The organism is Novosphingobium endophyticum, assembly GCF_014640675.1.
Lineage (GTDB): Bacteria > Pseudomonadota > Alphaproteobacteria > Sphingomonadales > Sphingomonadaceae > Novosphingobium > Novosphingobium endophyticum.
Window position 1 is genome coordinate 1 of the sequence record NZ_BMHK01000050.1, and the last position, 15,749, is coordinate 15,749.

At 64.8% G+C, this 15,749-nt stretch carries 14 protein-coding genes; 5 read left to right on the top strand and 9 right to left on the bottom strand.

The window, feature by feature from the left end:
* Nucleotides 1-191: 191 nt before the first annotated feature.
* The gene (locus IEX32_RS18900) at nucleotides 192-1,235 is read left to right on the top strand and encodes a LacI family DNA-binding transcriptional regulator (RefSeq protein ID WP_188773099.1); all 1,044 of its coding nucleotides are present in this window, start codon (nucleotides 192-194) and stop codon (nucleotides 1,233-1,235) included.
* On the opposite strand, the gene IEX32_RS18905 is transcribed toward IEX32_RS18900, so the two are convergent.
* The 3 genes from IEX32_RS18905 to IEX32_RS18915 all read right to left on the bottom strand — a co-directional run bounded on the left by IEX32_RS18905 (nucleotide 1,190) and on the right by IEX32_RS18915 (nucleotide 3,904).
* The gene (locus IEX32_RS18905) at nucleotides 1,190-2,467 is read right to left on the bottom strand and encodes an MFS transporter (protein WP_188773100.1); all 1,278 of its coding nucleotides are present in this window, start codon (nucleotides 2,465-2,467) and stop codon (nucleotides 1,190-1,192) included. The two genes, IEX32_RS18900 and IEX32_RS18905, sit on opposite strands and share 46 nt — an antisense overlap.
* Nucleotides 2,468-2,537: 70 nt before the next feature.
* A complete protein-coding gene (locus IEX32_RS18910) occupies nucleotides 2,538-3,014 on the bottom strand; it encodes a VOC family protein (RefSeq protein WP_188773101.1) in 477 nt (158 codons plus the stop codon).
* A gap of 104 nt (nucleotides 3,015-3,118) precedes the next feature.
* Nucleotides 3,119-3,904, bottom strand: coding sequence for an SDR family NAD(P)-dependent oxidoreductase (locus IEX32_RS18915; protein ID WP_188773102.1), 786 nt, complete (start codon nucleotides 3,902-3,904; stop codon nucleotides 3,119-3,121).
* 271 nt (nucleotides 3,905-4,175) lie between these two features.
* On the opposite strand from IEX32_RS18915, the gene IEX32_RS18920 reads away from it, so the two are divergent.
* Nucleotides 4,176-5,417 carry a CaiB/BaiF CoA transferase family protein gene (locus IEX32_RS18920; RefSeq protein WP_188773103.1) on the top strand — a complete coding sequence of 414 codons (1,242 nt, stop codon included), beginning with the start codon at nucleotides 4,176-4,178 and terminating at the stop codon, nucleotides 5,415-5,417.
* A 46-nt stretch (nucleotides 5,418-5,463) separates the two neighbouring features.
* Here the strand turns inward: IEX32_RS18920 and IEX32_RS18925 are convergent, their stop codons facing one another.
* The gene (locus tag IEX32_RS18925; protein WP_188773104.1) at nucleotides 5,464-6,246 is read right to left on the bottom strand and encodes an enoyl-CoA hydratase-related protein; all 783 of its coding nucleotides are present in this window, start codon (nucleotides 6,244-6,246) and stop codon (nucleotides 5,464-5,466) included.
* Between the two features lie 14 nt (nucleotides 6,247-6,260).
* On the bottom strand, nucleotides 6,261-7,241 hold the full coding sequence (locus tag IEX32_RS18930; RefSeq protein WP_188773105.1) for an NAD(P)H-dependent flavin oxidoreductase: 981 nt from the start codon (nucleotides 7,239-7,241) through the stop codon (nucleotides 6,261-6,263).
* Between the two features lie 308 nt (nucleotides 7,242-7,549).
* Between IEX32_RS18930 and htpX the strand changes: the two genes are divergently transcribed.
* Both htpX and IEX32_RS18940 read left to right on the top strand, forming a co-directional pair.
* The gene (gene htpX / locus IEX32_RS18935; RefSeq protein ID WP_188773106.1) at nucleotides 7,550-8,446 is read left to right on the top strand and encodes a zinc metalloprotease HtpX; all 897 of its coding nucleotides are present in this window, start codon (nucleotides 7,550-7,552) and stop codon (nucleotides 8,444-8,446) included.
* Between the two features lie 178 nt (nucleotides 8,447-8,624).
* The gene (locus IEX32_RS18940) at nucleotides 8,625-10,058 is read left to right on the top strand and encodes an aromatic ring-hydroxylating oxygenase subunit alpha (RefSeq protein WP_229736499.1); all 1,434 of its coding nucleotides are present in this window, start codon (nucleotides 8,625-8,627) and stop codon (nucleotides 10,056-10,058) included.
* 151 nt (nucleotides 10,059-10,209) lie between these two features.
* Here the strand turns inward: IEX32_RS18940 and IEX32_RS18945 are convergent, their stop codons facing one another.
* The 4 genes from IEX32_RS18945 to IEX32_RS18960 form a co-directional block, all read right to left on the bottom strand.
* A complete protein-coding gene (locus IEX32_RS18945) occupies nucleotides 10,210-11,022 on the bottom strand; it encodes a LysR family transcriptional regulator (protein WP_188773108.1) in 813 nt (270 codons plus the stop codon).
* A 119-nt stretch (nucleotides 11,023-11,141) separates the two neighbouring features.
* On the bottom strand, nucleotides 11,142-11,540 hold the full coding sequence (gene apaG / locus IEX32_RS18950; RefSeq protein WP_188773109.1) for a Co2+/Mg2+ efflux facilitator ApaG/CorD: 399 nt from the start codon (nucleotides 11,538-11,540) through the stop codon (nucleotides 11,142-11,144).
* Nucleotides 11,541-11,622: 82 nt separating this feature from the next.
* Complete coding sequence (locus IEX32_RS18955) at nucleotides 11,623-12,942, bottom strand: PAS domain-containing HWE histidine kinase family protein (RefSeq protein ID WP_188773110.1); 1,320 nt, start codon at nucleotides 12,940-12,942, stop codon at nucleotides 11,623-11,625.
* A gap of 32 nt (nucleotides 12,943-12,974) precedes the next feature.
* Nucleotides 12,975-14,183: a trans-sulfuration enzyme family protein gene (locus IEX32_RS18960; RefSeq protein WP_188773111.1), complete on the bottom strand. Its 1,209-nt coding sequence runs from the start codon at nucleotides 14,181-14,183 to the stop codon at nucleotides 12,975-12,977.
* Between the two features lie 132 nt (nucleotides 14,184-14,315).
* Between IEX32_RS18960 and IEX32_RS18965 the strand changes: the two genes are divergently transcribed.
* Nucleotides 14,316-15,596 (top strand): phospholipid carrier-dependent glycosyltransferase, encoded by a 1,281-nt coding sequence (locus tag IEX32_RS18965; RefSeq protein ID WP_188773112.1) that lies wholly within the window; start codon nucleotides 14,316-14,318, stop codon nucleotides 15,594-15,596.
* The last annotated feature ends 153 nt before the right edge of the window (nucleotides 15,597-15,749 follow it).

Here is a 15,749-nt window from a genome sequence, read left to right on the forward strand (position 1 = left end):
AAGCCAACCACCATCAGTCTGCGCCGCAAACGCGCCGGATGGAATCTCGATTATCTCGCCTCAATCCTCGATACCAAAATCCGTTAACTTGGATTCGGAGCCCTGTTGACATCGGCAAGATCGCCGGTTCTCCCCCGGACACGCGCGAAGACGCCTTGGTTACCGGAAACAAAGGGTTATACACGTCCGCCATGCAGATCCCGCCTTCCCGCGTCACGATCAACGACGTCGCCCGCCTCGCCGGGGTTTCGACCAAGACGATCAGCCGCATCATCAACCAGTCCCCGCTCGTCGGCGAAGAGACCCGCGCCAGGGTCGAGGCCGTCATTGCCGAGACGGGCTTCGTTCCCAGCGCGCAGGCCCGCGCCCTCGCCCTGCGCCGCAATTTCATCGTCGCGCTCGTTCACGACGGTTCGGATCGGGGCATCATGGAAGCGGTGGAGGCCGGCATGCTGCGCGGGATGGAGGGCAGCGACCTGTCGCTGGTGCTGCGGCCGCTCCAGGGCAATGTCGCCGCGCACCTTCGCGCATTTGTCGACCAGCACCGCCCCTCGGGCGTCGTCCTGCTGCCGCCGCTGTCGGAAATGGATGAACTCGCCCGGCTCTGCGAGGATATGGACACGCGCTGCGTCCGTCTCGGCAAGGTCCGGGACGGCCACGGGCTGGGCTGCGACGATCGCCCGGCAATGGCCGTCCTGATCGCATGGCTCGTCAGGCTGGGACACCGGCGCATCGGCCTCGTCGGCGGCCCCGAATCGTCGCTCACGGCCCAGCAGCGTGAACTGGGCTATCTCGACGCCATGGCCGACCACGACCTCGACCGGGGGCCTTCGCTCATCGTCTCGGGCGACAACTCGTTCGAATCGGGCATCGAGGCCGGCCGCCTGCTGCTCGAAGTCAGCCCGCGCCCGACCGCCATTGTCGCCTGCAACGATGAGATGGCGGCCGGGGTGATGCAGACCGCCGGAAGGGCCGGACTGACCGTACCCGATGACCTGTCGATCGTCGGATTCGACGATACACCCCTGGCCGAACGGATTTGGCCGCCGCTCACGTCGATGCGCGTGCCCTGGGCGGAAATGGCGCGGGAGGCCGTCTCGATCATCCGCGCCGCCGCTGAACAGCCGCAGGCCGACCGCGCTTTCACGGCGGAGCTGGTGGTACGCAATTCCGTGCTGCCCCTCGGCGATCAGGCGGGAGCGGCCGTGCCTTCTTCCGCCGCCCAGTCCGGATAGGGGCCAAGCCCGAAGAGCAGGATGGCGCTCAGCAGGGTCAGGAGAAAACCGCCCCACAGGCCCGGCGCATAGCTTTGCCAGATGTCGTAGATCAGGCCCGCCACGACCGGACCCAAACCCGATCCGGCCGCAATCAGGCTCGCCATGATCCCGAAGATGGTGCCGAACTGGCGCATGCCAGAGTAGGCGGCGGTCAGGAAGCCGACGAGTTGGAGCTTGGTTCCGCCAGCATAGCCGTTGATCATCAGCGCGGTGACGATGGCCCAGGTGGGTGCATGCGGGAGCAGTAGCAGTAGGAAGGAAAGCGAGGTCACACCGATGGTCAGCCCACCCACCCAGCGCGCGGGAAAGTGATCGAGCAGCCAGCCGGTAATGAGCTTGCCGGCGATCCCTGCGAGGCCGGCAGGGAGGGCATAGAGGGCGGCGGTCCGGCGATCGACCCCGATTTCCGTGAGGATGGGAATCTGGTGCACGACCAGACCGATGGTCACGGTCATGATGATGAAGGTGGAAATCGCGATGCGCCACAAGGCCGGATCGCGCATCGCCTCGCGCACCGAGAGACCGGGAACGTCGAGCAGGGTGCCTGCGGCCCGGCCCGCCGCCTGTGCCGCGTCGCGCATCTTGCGGCTGATTTCATAGCCGTCCTTCAGCCAGAGCAGGCACAACAGGATGGCGACCGTGCCCCAGGTCACGGCCAGAACGATAAAGGCCATGCGCCAGCCGTAAACGCGGATGAGATACTCCGCGTACATCGGCGTGAAGGCCTGTGCGAGCGCGGAGCCCGACAACACGAGCCCCAGCGCAAGCCCCCTTCCCGCTTTGAACGTACTGTTGACCGAAGCGGTCCAGACCGTCGACTTGGTCATCAGCGCGGTAACCGCGTAGGCCGTCCAGATCGTGAACCACATCCACGTGGACCCGTCGAGCTGGCTGAGCGAAGCGATGACACAGACCATCAACGCCAGCCCCGGAATCGCCAGCCGGCGCACACCCCACTTGTCGATGAATACGCCGAACAGCGGCGAAAACACGAACGTCAGGATCGCCGTGATTGAAATGCCGGAGGATACCAACGTCCGGCTCCAGCCGAACTCGTCGCTGATCGGCGCGATGAACAGGCCCGTGCTCGAGGTGATGACCACGGTGAAAGAGAAACCGGCTGCCGCGGCAAGGATCAGCTTCCAGTGCTGGCGAAACTCCTCAGCCGCCGTCGGACTGCTTTCAGCCAAGATTCTCTCCCTCGGTGGCCGCGACAATCTTTTTATGTGCCGGATATACTCCGCCAGGTCGCGATTGTTGTCAGGTCGACGCCGCCAGTTCCTCCAGCGTGAAGCCGTTGGCCGGCGCACATTGTTGCACTTCGATCATGTTGCCCTCGGGGTCGTAGCCGTAGAGCGTCTTGACATGACCGACGTCAGCGAACGCGCGGTCGTTGAAGGTCATGCCGCATTTGCGCAGGTGCTCGATGTCCTTCTCGATGTCCGTCACATCGACGCAGAAGTGGGTGTAACCGCGATCATAGGGGCGCAGCGGCCGATCGATGTCGGACGCGGGCGCGCTGTATTCGAACAGTTCGAGATAGCACTGCCCGGCGCGGAGCATGCAGCCTTTGGCCGCCGAATTGGGAACGTCGACGATATGGTCCATCACCGGCTCGTCCGCCCAGGCGAAGCCCTTCTCGTCAACGGGCTGAAAACCGAAGGCCTCGCGGTAGAAGCGCTTCATCCGCTCAAGGTCGCGGCAGTTCATGCCGACGTGGTGGATGCCTCTTATCATGACCATTTCTCCCGGACAGTTTGCCGCGACTATCCCGGAGGCAGCGCGGCTAGGCAATCGCTTCGGCTTGACCCCGGCGGATGTCCGATGATCGCCTCCGGCTCCTATTCGTCCTCCGGCTCGATCCACTTCGTGCGGGTAACGCGCGGGCTGAGATACTTGGTTGCGGTCCAGCCGCCATCGACGACGATCGACTGGCCGTTGATCATCTCGCTGCCGGGCAGGCACAGGAACGCGATGACGGAGGCCACGTCCTGCGGCTGGGCAAGGCGCGGATAGGGCGTGGTCTCGACATTGTTGCGCTTGAACGATTCGTCCTCGAAGCGGTGGCGGACCATGTCGGTCATGGTCACGCCGGGTGCCACGCAGTTCGAACGGATGCCCCGCGGGCCATATTCGCAGGCCATGTGCTCGGTGAGCGACTTCAGGCCGCCCTTGGCCGCCGAATAGGCCCCGCCGCGCCGCCCGCCGATATGCGCGAAAGTGGAGGTCACATTGACGACGCTCGCCCCTTCCTTGAGGTGCGGGATGACATCGCGGCACAGGCGGAATGGGGCGACCAGCATGATGCTGAGGAAATCTTCGAGCGTCTGGTCGTCGGTTTCGTCGAGCGGCTTGGGGCTGCCGACGCCGGCGTTGTTGACCAGGGCATCGATGCGGCCAAAGCGCTTCAGCGTCTGTTCGACGATCATCTTGGGCGCCACGGGATCGTTGAGGTCGGCGGAGATCGCCAGGACGTGATCGGGATTGCCGATTTCCGCCTCCAGCGTCGCCAGCTTGTCCTTGCTGCGGCCTACGCCGACGATCGAGAAACCCTCGCCATGCAGGATCTTGGCGGTTTCAAGGCCGATGCCGCTTCCCGCACCGGTAATGATAGCCGTCTTGGCCATGACGAACTCCCTTTTTCCATCTTTGATCCGCAGCCTGCCGATCCGCTAACCGGCTTTGCCAGGCAAGCAAAGCCACTACCATGGCTCGCCCCGCTTGAGGCCGGCAGAAATGGCCTGAATGGCGCGGCAATCGCGCTTGATCGTCGCCGCGATAACCGTCGGCGCGCCCTCTTGGCCGGGGTGGGACGGGTGGCTAGTGTCGATCCATCGTGCAAACGGGGCGCCGCGATCCCGTGCCGCACTTCCAGCCAACGCGTAGAAGCGAGATTACATGACCACGAACAACAGCGCACTGGCAGGCATCCGCGTGATCGACATGAGCCGCGTCTTCGCCGCGCCGGTCGGAGCGCAGATCCTTGGCGACCTTGGCGCCGACGTCATCAAGATCGAACGCCCCGGCGTCGGGGACGACGGGCGCGGTTACGGGTTTTCCTGGGTCAAGGGCAAGGACGGCATCGAAACGCGGCATTCGAGCTTCTTCACCGTCTCCAACCGCAACAAGCGCTCGATGACGCTCAACCACTCCAAGCCGGAAGGGCAGGAGATTCTCCGCAAGCTGGTCGAGACCGCCGATGTGCTGATCGAGAATTACAAGGTCGGCGATCTCAAGCGCTTCGGACTCGACTACGAGAGCCTCAGGCAAATCAATCCGCGACTGATCTACTGCTCGGTAACGGGCTACGGACAGACCGGACCGATGGCCGCGCGCCCCGGTTATGACGGGCTGTTCCAGGCGACCGGCGGCATGATGGCCGTAACGGGCATTCCCGAAGGAGAGCCCGGCGCGGGGCCGCTGAAGGCAGGCCCCAGCCTTGTCGACTTCATCACCGGCCACAACACCGCGCTCGCGGTGCTCGGCGCGCTGATGTACCGGAGCCGCACCGGCGAGGGCCAGTATATCGACATCGCCCTGCTCGATACCTCGGTGGCCATGGTCTCACACATCATGCAGGACTACCTTATCAGCGGCAGTGCCCCTCCCCGCCTCGGAAACGGCGGAAACGGCGGCGGCCCGGCCGACCTGATCCACTGCAAGGACGGCATCGTCTATCTCACCGCCGGCACCGACGAGCACTGGCGCCGCCTGACCGTGTTGATGAAGCAGCCCGAACTGTTCGAGGACCCGCGCTTCGATTCCAACCTGAAGCGGGGCAAGCACAACCGCGCCGAGTTGATGGACATCATCAATGCATGGAGCCGGCAGTGGACCGTCGCCGATATACAGGCGGCGCTCGACGAAGTCGGCATTCCGGCGGCGCGCTACAACGAACTGGCGGAAGTCTGGGAAGAGCCGCAGGTCAAGCACCGCGAGCTGCGCGCGACCACGCCGCACGCCTATGCGGAAAGCGGATCGGTGGACCTCATCGCCAGCCCGCTGGCGCAAATGTCGAAGAGCCCGGCGACCATCCGCAGCGCCCCGCCTATGTTGGGCGAGCACACCCGCGAAATCCTGAACGAGCTTGGTTACGACGACGCGCGCGTCGCCGAACTTCAGGAACTCAAGGTACTCTGACGCTTCCGGGCACAGGCCATCGCGCGCGGCGTCCCGCGCGCTGCACCTATTGCCCCTTGAACTCCGGCTTTCGCTTCTCGACGAATGCGGCCACGCCTTCGAGGAAGTCCTCGGTCCGCCCGGCGTCCCGCTGGCCCCGGCGTTCGAGTTCGAGCGCGGTTTCCAGGCTGGAATCGAGCGCGTCCCAGGCCATGCGCTTGATGAGACCCAGCGAGCGCGGGCCTTGCGCAAAACCCCTGGCGAGCGTCATCGCGGCCTCGTCCAGTTCCTCGTCGGGGACGACCATCGTGGCGAGGCCCCATTCGAGCGCGGTCTTCGCGTCGATCTTTTCGCCCAGCAGCATCATCCGCATGGCGCGAACGCGACCCACGGCCTTGGCCAGAAGGTAGGTCGAGCCGCCGTCCGGCACCAGCCCGACGCGGCAGAAGGCGCAGAAGAAATAGGCGTTTTCCGCCATCATGACCACATCGCCCGCCGCTGCGAGACCGGCACCGTAACCTGCGGCGGGTCCGCGGATCGCGGTGATTACCGGCTGCTCGGCGTGCTTGATCGCCAGAATTACCGGATTGAGGGCACGGTCGAGCTGTCCACCGACGTCGCGCATCGGGTCGGCAAGCATGTCCTGCGCCTTCGTCAGGTTTGCGCCCGAGCAGAAGCCATTGCCCTCACCCGTCAGCAGGATCGCGCGCGCTTCCTTGCCGGCACGGTCGAAGGCGTCGACCATCTCGTGCCCCATCGCCTCGGTCACACCGTTCATGGAATCCGGATCGTTGAGCGCGATCCGCGCCACGCCATCTTCGACGCTGTAGAGGATATGCTCGTAAGTCATTCGGGTTTCTCCGTTCACCCCAACATCCTGCCGAAGCGGCCTTTCACGATCTCCTCGGCCTCTCCCATGATGCGATCGATCAGTTCCTGGCAGGTGGGAACGTCGTGGATCAGTCCCTGGACCATGCCCGCCCAGAAAATGCCCTTGGACAGGTCGCCGGTCTGCAGCAGTTCGCGCCCGACGGCCCCGGCGACGAGATGGCGGATATCCTCGAACGTCGAATCCGGACGCGCGGAAATCTCCACCACTTCGTCCGAGACCTCGTTCTTGCCGACGCGCGCGGTGTTCTTGAACTTGCGGAAGATCAGGTTCGTGCCGCGCTCGTCGTTCTCGATGTACTTGGCCTTCACGTTGTCGTGGATCGGCGCTTCCTTCGTGGCGCAGAAGCGGGTGCCCATGTTGATGCCTTCCGCGCCGAGCGCCAGCGCGGCGACGAGGCCGCGTCCGTCGCCAAAGCCGCCGCTCGCCAGCATCGGGATCTTCACCTTGTCGGCCGCGGAGGGGATCAGGATCAGGCCGGGAATGTCGTCCTCCCCGGGGTGGCCCGCGCATTCGAAACCATCGATCGAGATCACGTCGCAGCCGTGGCGCTCGGCGGACAGGGCATGGCGAACCGCGGTACACTTGTGCAGGATCTTGATTCCGTGGGGCTTGGCCATTTCCCAGATCTCGCGCACCTGCTGCGTGCCGGCCGTCTCGAAGATCTTCACGCCTCCGTCGATCGCGGCCTTGGCATAGCCGGCATAGTCCGGCGGCAGGATCGTCGGCAGCACGGTAATGTTCACCGCGAAAGGCTTGTCGGTCATCGACCGGCAACGCTCGATTTCCTCGCGCAGGGCCTCGGGCGAGGGCTGGGTCAGTGCGGTCAGTGTGCCCAGTCCCCCGGCGTTGGAAACCGCGCTCGCCAGTTCGGCGTAGCCCACGCCCTGCATGCCGCCCTGCACGATGGGATGCTCGATCTCGAGCAGTTCGGTAATGCGGGTCTTAAACGCCATTATTTCTGTCTCCCTGCAAGCCTGCTGCCGGCCCGGTTTTCGGAATTTGGGCTAAGCGAAGCCTTCGGCGGCATCAAGCGGTCGATCCGTTCCCGCCGGCCGGAAGGCCAGAGCATCGCGGCAGCGCTACGAACCTCGTGCCTGCCGCGCGGGCATCGCCATGGATTCGCTTCGGCAATTGCGCCGCCCCCCGCCGGTAGCCGCGATTCACCGGCTGCCCGGACACTGCCAGCTCCCGCGCGGAACATTGAATCGGGAGCCCATCTTCTTAGATAGGATCCGCACCTTTTCCAGTGGAGAAAACTGACGTGAACGGCTTCAAGACGGCCATGCTGCTGGCGGCACTCACGGCGCTGTTCATGGGCCTGGGCTACCTTTTCGGCGGAACCGGCGGAGCGATCATCGCCCTGGCCGTGGCGGCCGGCATGAACCTCGTCACATTCTGGAATGCGGACAAGATCGTCCTTCGCATGCACAATGCGCGTGAGGTGGACGCGCGCACCGCGCCCGAATTTCATGGGCTGGTCGCCCGGCTGGCGCAGCGCGCCGGTCTGCCGATGCCGAAAGTCTACGTCGTCGACAGCCCCAACCCCAACGCCTTCGCAACCGGACGCAATCCGGAAAACGCGGCCGTGGCGGCAACGACCGGGCTGCTTGGCATGCTCGGCCGCGACGAAGTGGCCGCCGTCATGGCCCATGAACTCGGTCATGTGCGCAATCGCGACACGCTGATCATGACAATGGTCGCCACGATTGCCGGCGCGATCTCCATGATTGCCAACTTCGGACTGTTCTTCGGAGGCCACGGCAACGGCCGGGTCAATCCATTGGCCGCCATTGCCGCCGTGTTCATGGCGCCCTTCGCGGCCATGATCGTGCAGATGGCGATCAGCCGCACCCGCGAATTCGGCGCCGATCGTGCCGGGGCCGAAATCTGCGGCGACCCGCGCGCGCTGGCATCGGCCCTCGCAAAGATCGCCGGCCCGGCCCGGTCCATTCCCAACCGGACGTCCGAGCGCAATCCCGCAGCATCTCAGCTCTACATCGTGCCGACCGGCGTTTCGGACCTGTTCTCGACCCATCCGGCGACGGAGAAGCGCATTGCCGCGCTGATGGCGCTCGGCGGTACCGGCAGCACTTCGGCCCCGCCCCGCTCCGCGCCCATGGCAGGCCGCTCGGCGCTCGATCCGAACCGCCGCCGCTGAGAGGTCGCCGCGTCCCATTTACCGTGCGGACGATGATCTGAGCCGCTGTGCGCCATTGCGTCCCGCCGGCAGGAAGGTACACTTTGCCGTCAAGACCCTGAGGCTTCCTCCCCGCGTGCGGATGGCGGTCCGGGGCTGCGAAACCATGACAAGACACACAATCCAGAGAGGTGTGGGAGTGCTCAAATCAGCTGATGGCGGCCTGCGTTCCGTCCCCTTCCCGATCGACGATCCGGAACGGATCCCGGTAAAGCGCTATTACGATGAGGAGTTCTACCAGGCTGAACTCGACCACCTGTGGCCGCACGTCTGGCAGATGGCCTGCCGCGTGGAGCAGATCCCCGAAGTGGGCGACTGGATCGAATACGAGAATGTCGGAAAGTCCGTCATCATCGTGCGCACCGCCAGCGGCGTGAAGGCGTTTCACAATGCCTGCCGCCACCGCGGCGTTCCCTTCGCGGGCGGGACCCCGCTGGGTTCCTCGCACGCGACCGCCCATGGCAACTGCGCCAAGTCCGGTTTCGTGTGCCCGTTCCACGGCTGGCGCTGGAACATGGATGGCGAAAGCACGCAGGTCTATGGCAAGCACCTGTTCAGCGAAAAGCAGCTGCAGGAAGACGAGATCAACCTGATCCCCTGCCGCTCCGAAGTGTGGGGCGGCTGCGTCTGGATCAACCATGACGACGACGCCCCTTCCGTAAAGGAATCGCTCGGTCCGGTGGCAGATCGACTCGAAGCGCACAATGTCGACAAGCTGCGCGCCGAGTGGTGCTACGGCACCGTGCTTCCTGCCAACTGGAAGATCGCGATGGAAGCCTTCATGGAAGGCTACCACGTAAGACAGACGCACCCGCAGCTTCAGCATGCCGTGCCGATGATGTACGACAGCATGTACCGGGATCCGCGCGGGCCCTTCCCGCAGATGGCGGACCCCGCGCTTTCCTATCGTGAAAACCAGGAAATGCAGGTCGTCTCGATGGAGCGGCTCTCCGAAGGCATGGCGGGCATGCTCCATGCCAAGGAAGTGGAGATCGCGCGCGGCATGGTCGGCATCGAGGATGGTCTTCCCGAGGACCAGAACCAGGCCATGTTCATGTGGCTGGGCATGGTGATGCACCAGATCTCAGAGCAGCTAAAAGCCAGGGGCGAGCCGGTACCGGATCTCTGCGCCGTCCAGCAGTCGGACCCGATCAACGCCGTCGAGTTCCTCTTCCCGCACTACTTCCTGCTGCCATATTTCAGCTCGATGTCGGCATACCGTATCCGACCGCTCGGCCCGGAAAGCTGCTTTTTCGAGATCTGGTCGCTCACCTTCCTTCCCGAAGGCGAGGAACCCGAACCGGTCATGGAACCCATCGTGCTACCTTTCGACAGCACCGAGTTCCCGCCAATTCCGCGCCAGGATTATTCGAACATCCCCATCCAGCAAAAGGGCCTGCATGCCAAGGGCTTCGAATTCATGCGCCTGTCCAAGGACATCGAAGGCCTGATCAGCAATTATGAGCGGATCATCGACGGCTATCTCGCCGGGGTCTCCCAGGACAAGCTGGCCAAGGCGACCCACAAGCTGGCCGGAAACTTCGACGGAAAGATCGAGGACCTGGGTTTCTGAGCCTTCGCCATCCGGTTGTCATTTCCAGATAAAAAGGCCCTCGGGAGCGGTGTTCCCGGGGGCCTTTGTCCGGATACTCGCCAGAGAAGAGAACCCGACGATGGCTGGGTGCGCCTGCATTCGCGGATGATCCGGGCGTCAACGAAGACGTTTACGCCCCGGCGGTAAGCGCCGCCACCAGCGCCCTGACCTTCTTCTGGCGCCACTGCGGCAGCGGCGCCACGAGCCAGTAGCCGCGCCGGCAAGCGACGGTCGCCCCAATCAGTTCCTTCTGGTCCTCTCCGACGAGACCGGCGGCAAGCAGCGCCGGCACCCGCGTCTTGCCCAGGCCCGCCACCGCGGCGGCCACGGCCTGCCCGGCATCACCCACGCTGACCGGAGGCTTGATGTCCTCGTTGTCGTCGTTTTCCTCGCCGTCGCTGCCCGGCGTGGGGTCGCCCGGCCAGCCGATCCAGTCGCCCGAGCCGATCTCGACCCATTCCGCCGTCCCCAGTGAGACGCCTTCCAGCTCGCCCGGCCCATCGGTCCAGCGCACCGCAAGGTCGAGGTTGGCTTCGGTGAAGTCGGTCATCTCGCCATCGACGATGATGTAGCGGACCTGCGGGTTCTCCGCGCGGAAGGCGGCGAGGCGCGGCGCCAGCCAGGCCGCGACGAATTCGCGCGGCGCGGCTATGGTATAGACGTGGCTCGACTGGCCCGCCTGCATCGCCTGCACCGCATCCTCGAAATGCAGGAAACCGGTGCGCAGCGCGGCCAGACCCGAGCTTGCCTCATCCGTCAGTTCAAGTCCCTTGCTGGTGCGGCGGAACAGGACCACGCCAAGCAGGTCTTCCAGCGCGCGGATCTGCTGGCCGACGGCGGCGGGCGTGACCGCCAGCTCGTCGGCCGCGCGCGTAAAGGACAAGTGGCGCGCCGCCGCGTCGAAGACGCGCAAGGCATTGAGGGGCAAGTGCGTACGCTTCATGACGCATCCCTATGCCCCCCGCGCGGCCGGGGCAATGGAGTTTGCTTTCAGGCGAGCATACCGCCGCTTTGAACGGGCGATGCAGCAATCCGGTCAGCAGGTTCGGAGCAGGCCGTCCGTCAACCGGCCGTCGCCGGCGCGGCGAGTGGAAAGAACGGAATGAGCGCCTTCACCTTACGGCCCGCCTTGCCGCGAAAGACATAGTGGCCTTCCATGCTGCCGTGGGGCGTAGGAAGCGGACAGCCGGAAACGTAGTCGTGGCTGCGTCCGGGCGCGATGACGGGCTGTTCGCCGACGACACCTTCACCTTCGACGACACTGACATCGCCGTTGCCGTCGGTGATACGCCAGAAGCGGGTCATGAGTTGCAGCGTCTCGTCCGATTCGTTCTCGATGCGGATATGGTACACCCAGAACCACTTTCCCGCTTCGATACGTGACTGTTCCGGCAGGAAGTTGACCGCAACCCTGACAACGATGCCTTCGGTAATGGCGGTATGCTGAAACAGTTCCTTCATGGTCAGAACAGCTTAACGGCGAACGCCCCGCTACACAACCGCTTGGCCTTCCCGTTCCCCCCTTGGCGAAGGTCCGCGCTTTTCAGGAAACCGATGCCAGGGCGCACTCAAGGCTCCAGCGGAAGCCCGAAGCTGAGTAGTCCGTCTCCACCTGGGCATCGAGTTTCGCGCGGGGCACGTCGGCGATGATCCTGGAGCCGAAACCCTGTCGGCTTGGCGGGGTGACCGGCGGCCCTCCGGTTTCGGCCCAGCCGATCCGGAACAGGGCACCCGTCCCCTCACCCTGGAGCCACCAGGAGATCTCCACCCGCCCCTCGGGAATTGAAAGCGAGCCGTACTTGAGGGCGTTTGTACCCATCTCGTGCAGCGCCATGGCCAGCGTCTCGGCGGCACGAGGAGAAAGCAGGACTTCAGGCCCCCGGCATGAAACCTGGGCCTCCGCTTCTCCGAGCGAACGAAGCTGCGCCTCGACCATCTCCAGAAGGGGAACGGCCGACCACGCGCGGCGCACGAGCACGTCCTGATTGGCGGCAAGCCCGGCAATGCGTCTTTCCAGGTTCTCGACGAATTCCGGATCATTGGCGTCGCTGCGGCGTGCCAGCGCCTGGATGATCGTCAGCATGTTCTTGGAGCGGTGATTGACCTCCTGCAGCAGCAGTTCGATCCGCTGCTCCGCGTCGCGCATCTCGGTGATGTCGGTATTGGTCCCGAACCAGCAGATGGTCTTGCCCTCGTCGTCACGGATCGGCACGGATCGCGAGAGAAACCAGCGCCATTCCCCGGTAGCGCTGCGCAGCGGGAATGTGTCTTCCCAATCATCTCCCGATTTGATGTGCGCGCGAAACCGTTCGGTCACCGCCTCGACATGTTCGGGATGCTGAACCGCGCGCCAGCCCCAGCCCTCCATCTCGGAAAGCGTGGTGCCGGTGTAATCGAACCAGCGCTTGTTATACCAGAATATCCACCCTTTCGGATCCGCGATCCAGGCCAGTTGCGACATGTTGTCGGCCAGCAGGCGAAAGCGCTCCTCGCTTTCCTGCAGCCGTGCCAGCATCAGCTTCTGCGGCGTAATGTCGCGCGCGATCTTGCTCGCCGCTATCACCCGCCCGGCATCGTCGAGGATCGGCGAGACGGTCACCGCGATATGGACCTCGCCGCCATCCTTGCGCCGGCGAATGGTCTCGAACGTGGGCACATGCTCGCCGCGCGTGATGCAGGCGACGATCCGGTCTTCCTCCGCCTGTCGGTCCTCGGGAATGATGGTGCGGATGTTGCGGCCGACTATCTCACCGGCGGTATAGCCGAAGATGCGCTCGGCCGCGGTGTTCCATGAGAGGATGGTACCGTCCAGCCTCTTCCCGACAATCGCATCGTCCGTGGACTCGACGATTGCCGCAAGCAATCTCGCCGGATCGGCGCCGAGGTCCGCGACGTTCAGAGGCCAGCCCTGGTGAAGGCCTGATCGAGATCCTCGATCAGATCCTCGGGATCTTCGAGCCCGACGTTGATCCGCAGCATTCCCTCCGAAATACCCATGGCCTCCCGCCCTTCCGGACCCATGTTGTGATGCGTAGTGGAGGCAGGATGGCACATCAGCGACCGTGAGTCCCCGATATTGTTCGAAATATCGATGAGTTGAAGCGCGTCCAGGAGCCCGTGCGCCTGCTCGCGCCCGCCGTCGAGCACGAAGCTGAAGATCGGCCCGCAGGCGTCCATCTGCTTCTGCGCGAGCGCCTTTCCGGGGTGACTGTCGAGCCACGGGTGCAGGATCCTCGGCACGCGCCCTTCGACGAACTTGCCCACCTTCAGCGCGTTCTCGCTCTGCCGGCGCGCGCGCAGGTCGAGCGTCTCGAGGCCCTTGAGCACGACCCAGGCATTGAACGGCGAAAGGTTCGGCCCGGTGTTGCGCTGGAACGGCAGCAGCTTCTCGTTGATGAATTCCTCGCTGCCGCAGACCGCGCCGGCAAGCACCCTACCCTGCCCGTCCATCAGCTTCGTCGCCGAATAGGCCACGACGTCGGCACCGAATTCCAGCGGGCGCTGCAAGGCAGGCGTGCAGAACGCGTTGTCGATCACCGAGATGATGCCGCGGGCACGGGCAAGGCCGCAGATATATTCGAGGTCCGCAACGTCCATCGTCGGGTTCGCCGGGGTCTCGAAGAAGAAGACCCTGGTGTTGGGCCGGATCGCGGCCTCCCAGGCGGCGTTGTCCGTGGCGTCCACCACGGTCACGTCGATGCCGAAGCGCGGCAGCAGGTTGTCGCCCAGCCAGCGGCACGATCCGAAAGCCGCGCGCGCCGTGACCATGTGATCGCCGGCGGAGAGCTGGCAGAGCAGCGCGGCCGTCATCGCCGCCATCCCCGAGGCCTGCACGCGGCAGGCTTCGGCGCCTTCGAGCAAGGCGATACGCTCTTCGAGCATGGCCACGCTGGGGTTCTGCAGGCGCGAGTAGGTCATGCCCTCCTCATCGCCCGCGAAGCGCGCCGCCACCGTCGCGGCATCGTCGTAGCAGTAGCCCGAGGTGAGGAAGATCGCCTCGCTTGTCTCGCCCATTTCAGAACGCCATGTGCCGCCCCTGATCGCGCGGGTGGCGGGGCGCCATTTGGAGGTCGTGGCTCGGTCCTGTCCGGTAGTGCGTTTCATGCATCAAGCCTCTAGATTCGCGCAGGGGCCAGCGCAAGCAAATGCATCTTCGGCGGCGACGTGGACTGCCACCGGGAAGCGGCCCGCCCTGCTCTTGCGGTCTCGTGCATTCCCCCCTATCCCGCCAAGCCAATGCCGCTTGCCCCCCGCAAAGACCGTGATCCGCTCGGCTGGTGCCTCCTGATCGCATTCGGCTTTCTGGCGCTGCTGCTATGGCGGATTGGCCTGCCGCACCGGTACTACTTCGACGAGATCCACTACGTCCCGGCCTCGCTCAAGCTGCTCGACCTGATACCGGCGAACCGCGAACACCCGATGTTCGGCAAGGAAGTGATTGCCGCGTCGATCCACCTGCTCGGCGACAACCCCTACGCATGGCGCTTGCCTTCGGCGCTGTTCGGGGCGCTCGGGCTGTTCGGCTTCGGCAGGCTGATGTGGCACGCCTCGCAGCGCCGCGCCGCGACGCTGGCGGCCATGCTGCTTCTCGCGACCAACTTCATGTGGTTCGTCCAGAGCCGCATCGCCATGCTGGACATGATCGGCGCGGGCCTGTGCATGGTCGGTCTGTGGCAATTCGCCGCCGCCCTGCGCACCGGGTCGAAAGGGAGCGCCCGGTCGCGCCTGTTCCTCTCGGGTCTCGCCCTGGGCCTGTCGATCGGCGCCAAGTGGACGAGCGCTCCGGCGGTGGTGCTGCCGGGACTTTGCTTTCTGCTCCTCTGGGTCCGGGAGAACGGCATCGCGCTGACCGGCGGACGCGTATCGGGGCCGGCCCGGGGCATCTCGCTGATCGAGGCGGCGTGCTGGCTCGGCCTGTTCCCGCTCGCGGTCTACTGGGCGACCTATGTGCCGGCCATGTTCTATATTGACCGGCCGGTCGCGCCGCTGGGCTTTATCGAGCAGCACGAATTCATGCTCAAGCTGCAGGAAAGCGTGAGGAAGCCGCACCCTTACCGCAGCGTCTGGTACCAGTGGGTCGCGGACCTGCGGGTGATCTGGTACCTGTTCGAGACCGTGAAGGACCGGCAGCACGGCATCGTCATGCTGGGCAATCCTTTCTCGATGATCGTCGGCCTGATTGCCCTGGCCTGGGGCCTGTGGACATCGCTGCTCCACAGGCGCGGCGACGTGCTCGCCTTCGTCGTGCTCTATGCCGCGACGCTGGGCGTGTGGATCCACAACGCGAAGCCCGTGCAGTTCTATTACCATTACCTGCTGCCCGGCGCCTTTCTGATGGGCGTCCTGGCGCTCGCGCTCGATACGATGTGGGCGAGGCAGGGCAGATGGCGTCAGGGAGCGACGGGCGTTTTCGTCCTCGCGCTCGGGTTCTTCGTGCTGTTCTTCCCGATCCTGTCCGGCCTGCCGCTGCCCACGGATGCCTACAACTACTGGTTGTGGCTGCCGGGCTGGCGCTGACGCCTCCTGCGCACGGCCGGCGCGCGCGAGGGCATTGCCAGGAGGCTCATACCAATGTGCAATGATCATGACCCATGGGCCCATTGGCGCAGACCGAGGGACATGATGCGCCATGGCTGATCGACGAGCTTGTTCCAAGCGTAGCAGCAGTGG

What these genes read in the sequence shown, in the direction of transcription:
- IEX32_RS18930 (WP_188773105.1), bottom strand. Translation starts at nt 7,241, where the DNA reads ATGGCGTTTAAGACCCGCATTACCGAACTGCTCGAGATCGAGCATCCC.
- IEX32_RS18920 (WP_188773103.1), top strand. Translation starts at nt 4,176, where the DNA reads ATGACCACGAACAACAGCGCACTGGCAGGCATCCGCGTGATCGACATG.
- IEX32_RS18960 (WP_188773111.1), bottom strand. Translation starts at nt 14,183, where the DNA reads ATGAAACGCACTACCGGACAGGACCGAGCCACGACCTCCAAATGGCGC.
- IEX32_RS18900 (WP_188773099.1), top strand. Translation starts at nt 192, where the DNA reads ATGCAGATCCCGCCTTCCCGCGTCACGATCAACGACGTCGCCCGCCTC.
- IEX32_RS18965 (WP_188773112.1), top strand. Translation starts at nt 14,316, where the DNA reads ATGCCGCTTGCCCCCCGCAAAGACCGTGATCCGCTCGGCTGGTGCCTC.
- IEX32_RS18910 (WP_188773101.1), bottom strand. Translation starts at nt 3,014, where the DNA reads ATGATAAGAGGCATCCACCACGTCGGCATGAACTGCCGCGACCTTGAG.
- IEX32_RS18945 (WP_188773108.1), bottom strand. Translation starts at nt 11,022, where the DNA reads ATGAAGCGTACGCACTTGCCCCTCAATGCCTTGCGCGTCTTCGACGCG.
- IEX32_RS18915 (WP_188773102.1), bottom strand. Translation starts at nt 3,904, where the DNA reads ATGGCCAAGACGGCTATCATTACCGGTGCGGGAAGCGGCATCGGCCTT.
- apaG (WP_188773109.1), bottom strand. Translation starts at nt 11,540, where the DNA reads ATGAAGGAACTGTTTCAGCATACCGCCATTACCGAAGGCATCGTTGTC.
- IEX32_RS18925 (WP_188773104.1), bottom strand. Translation starts at nt 6,246, where the DNA reads ATGACTTACGAGCATATCCTCTACAGCGTCGAAGATGGCGTGGCGCGG.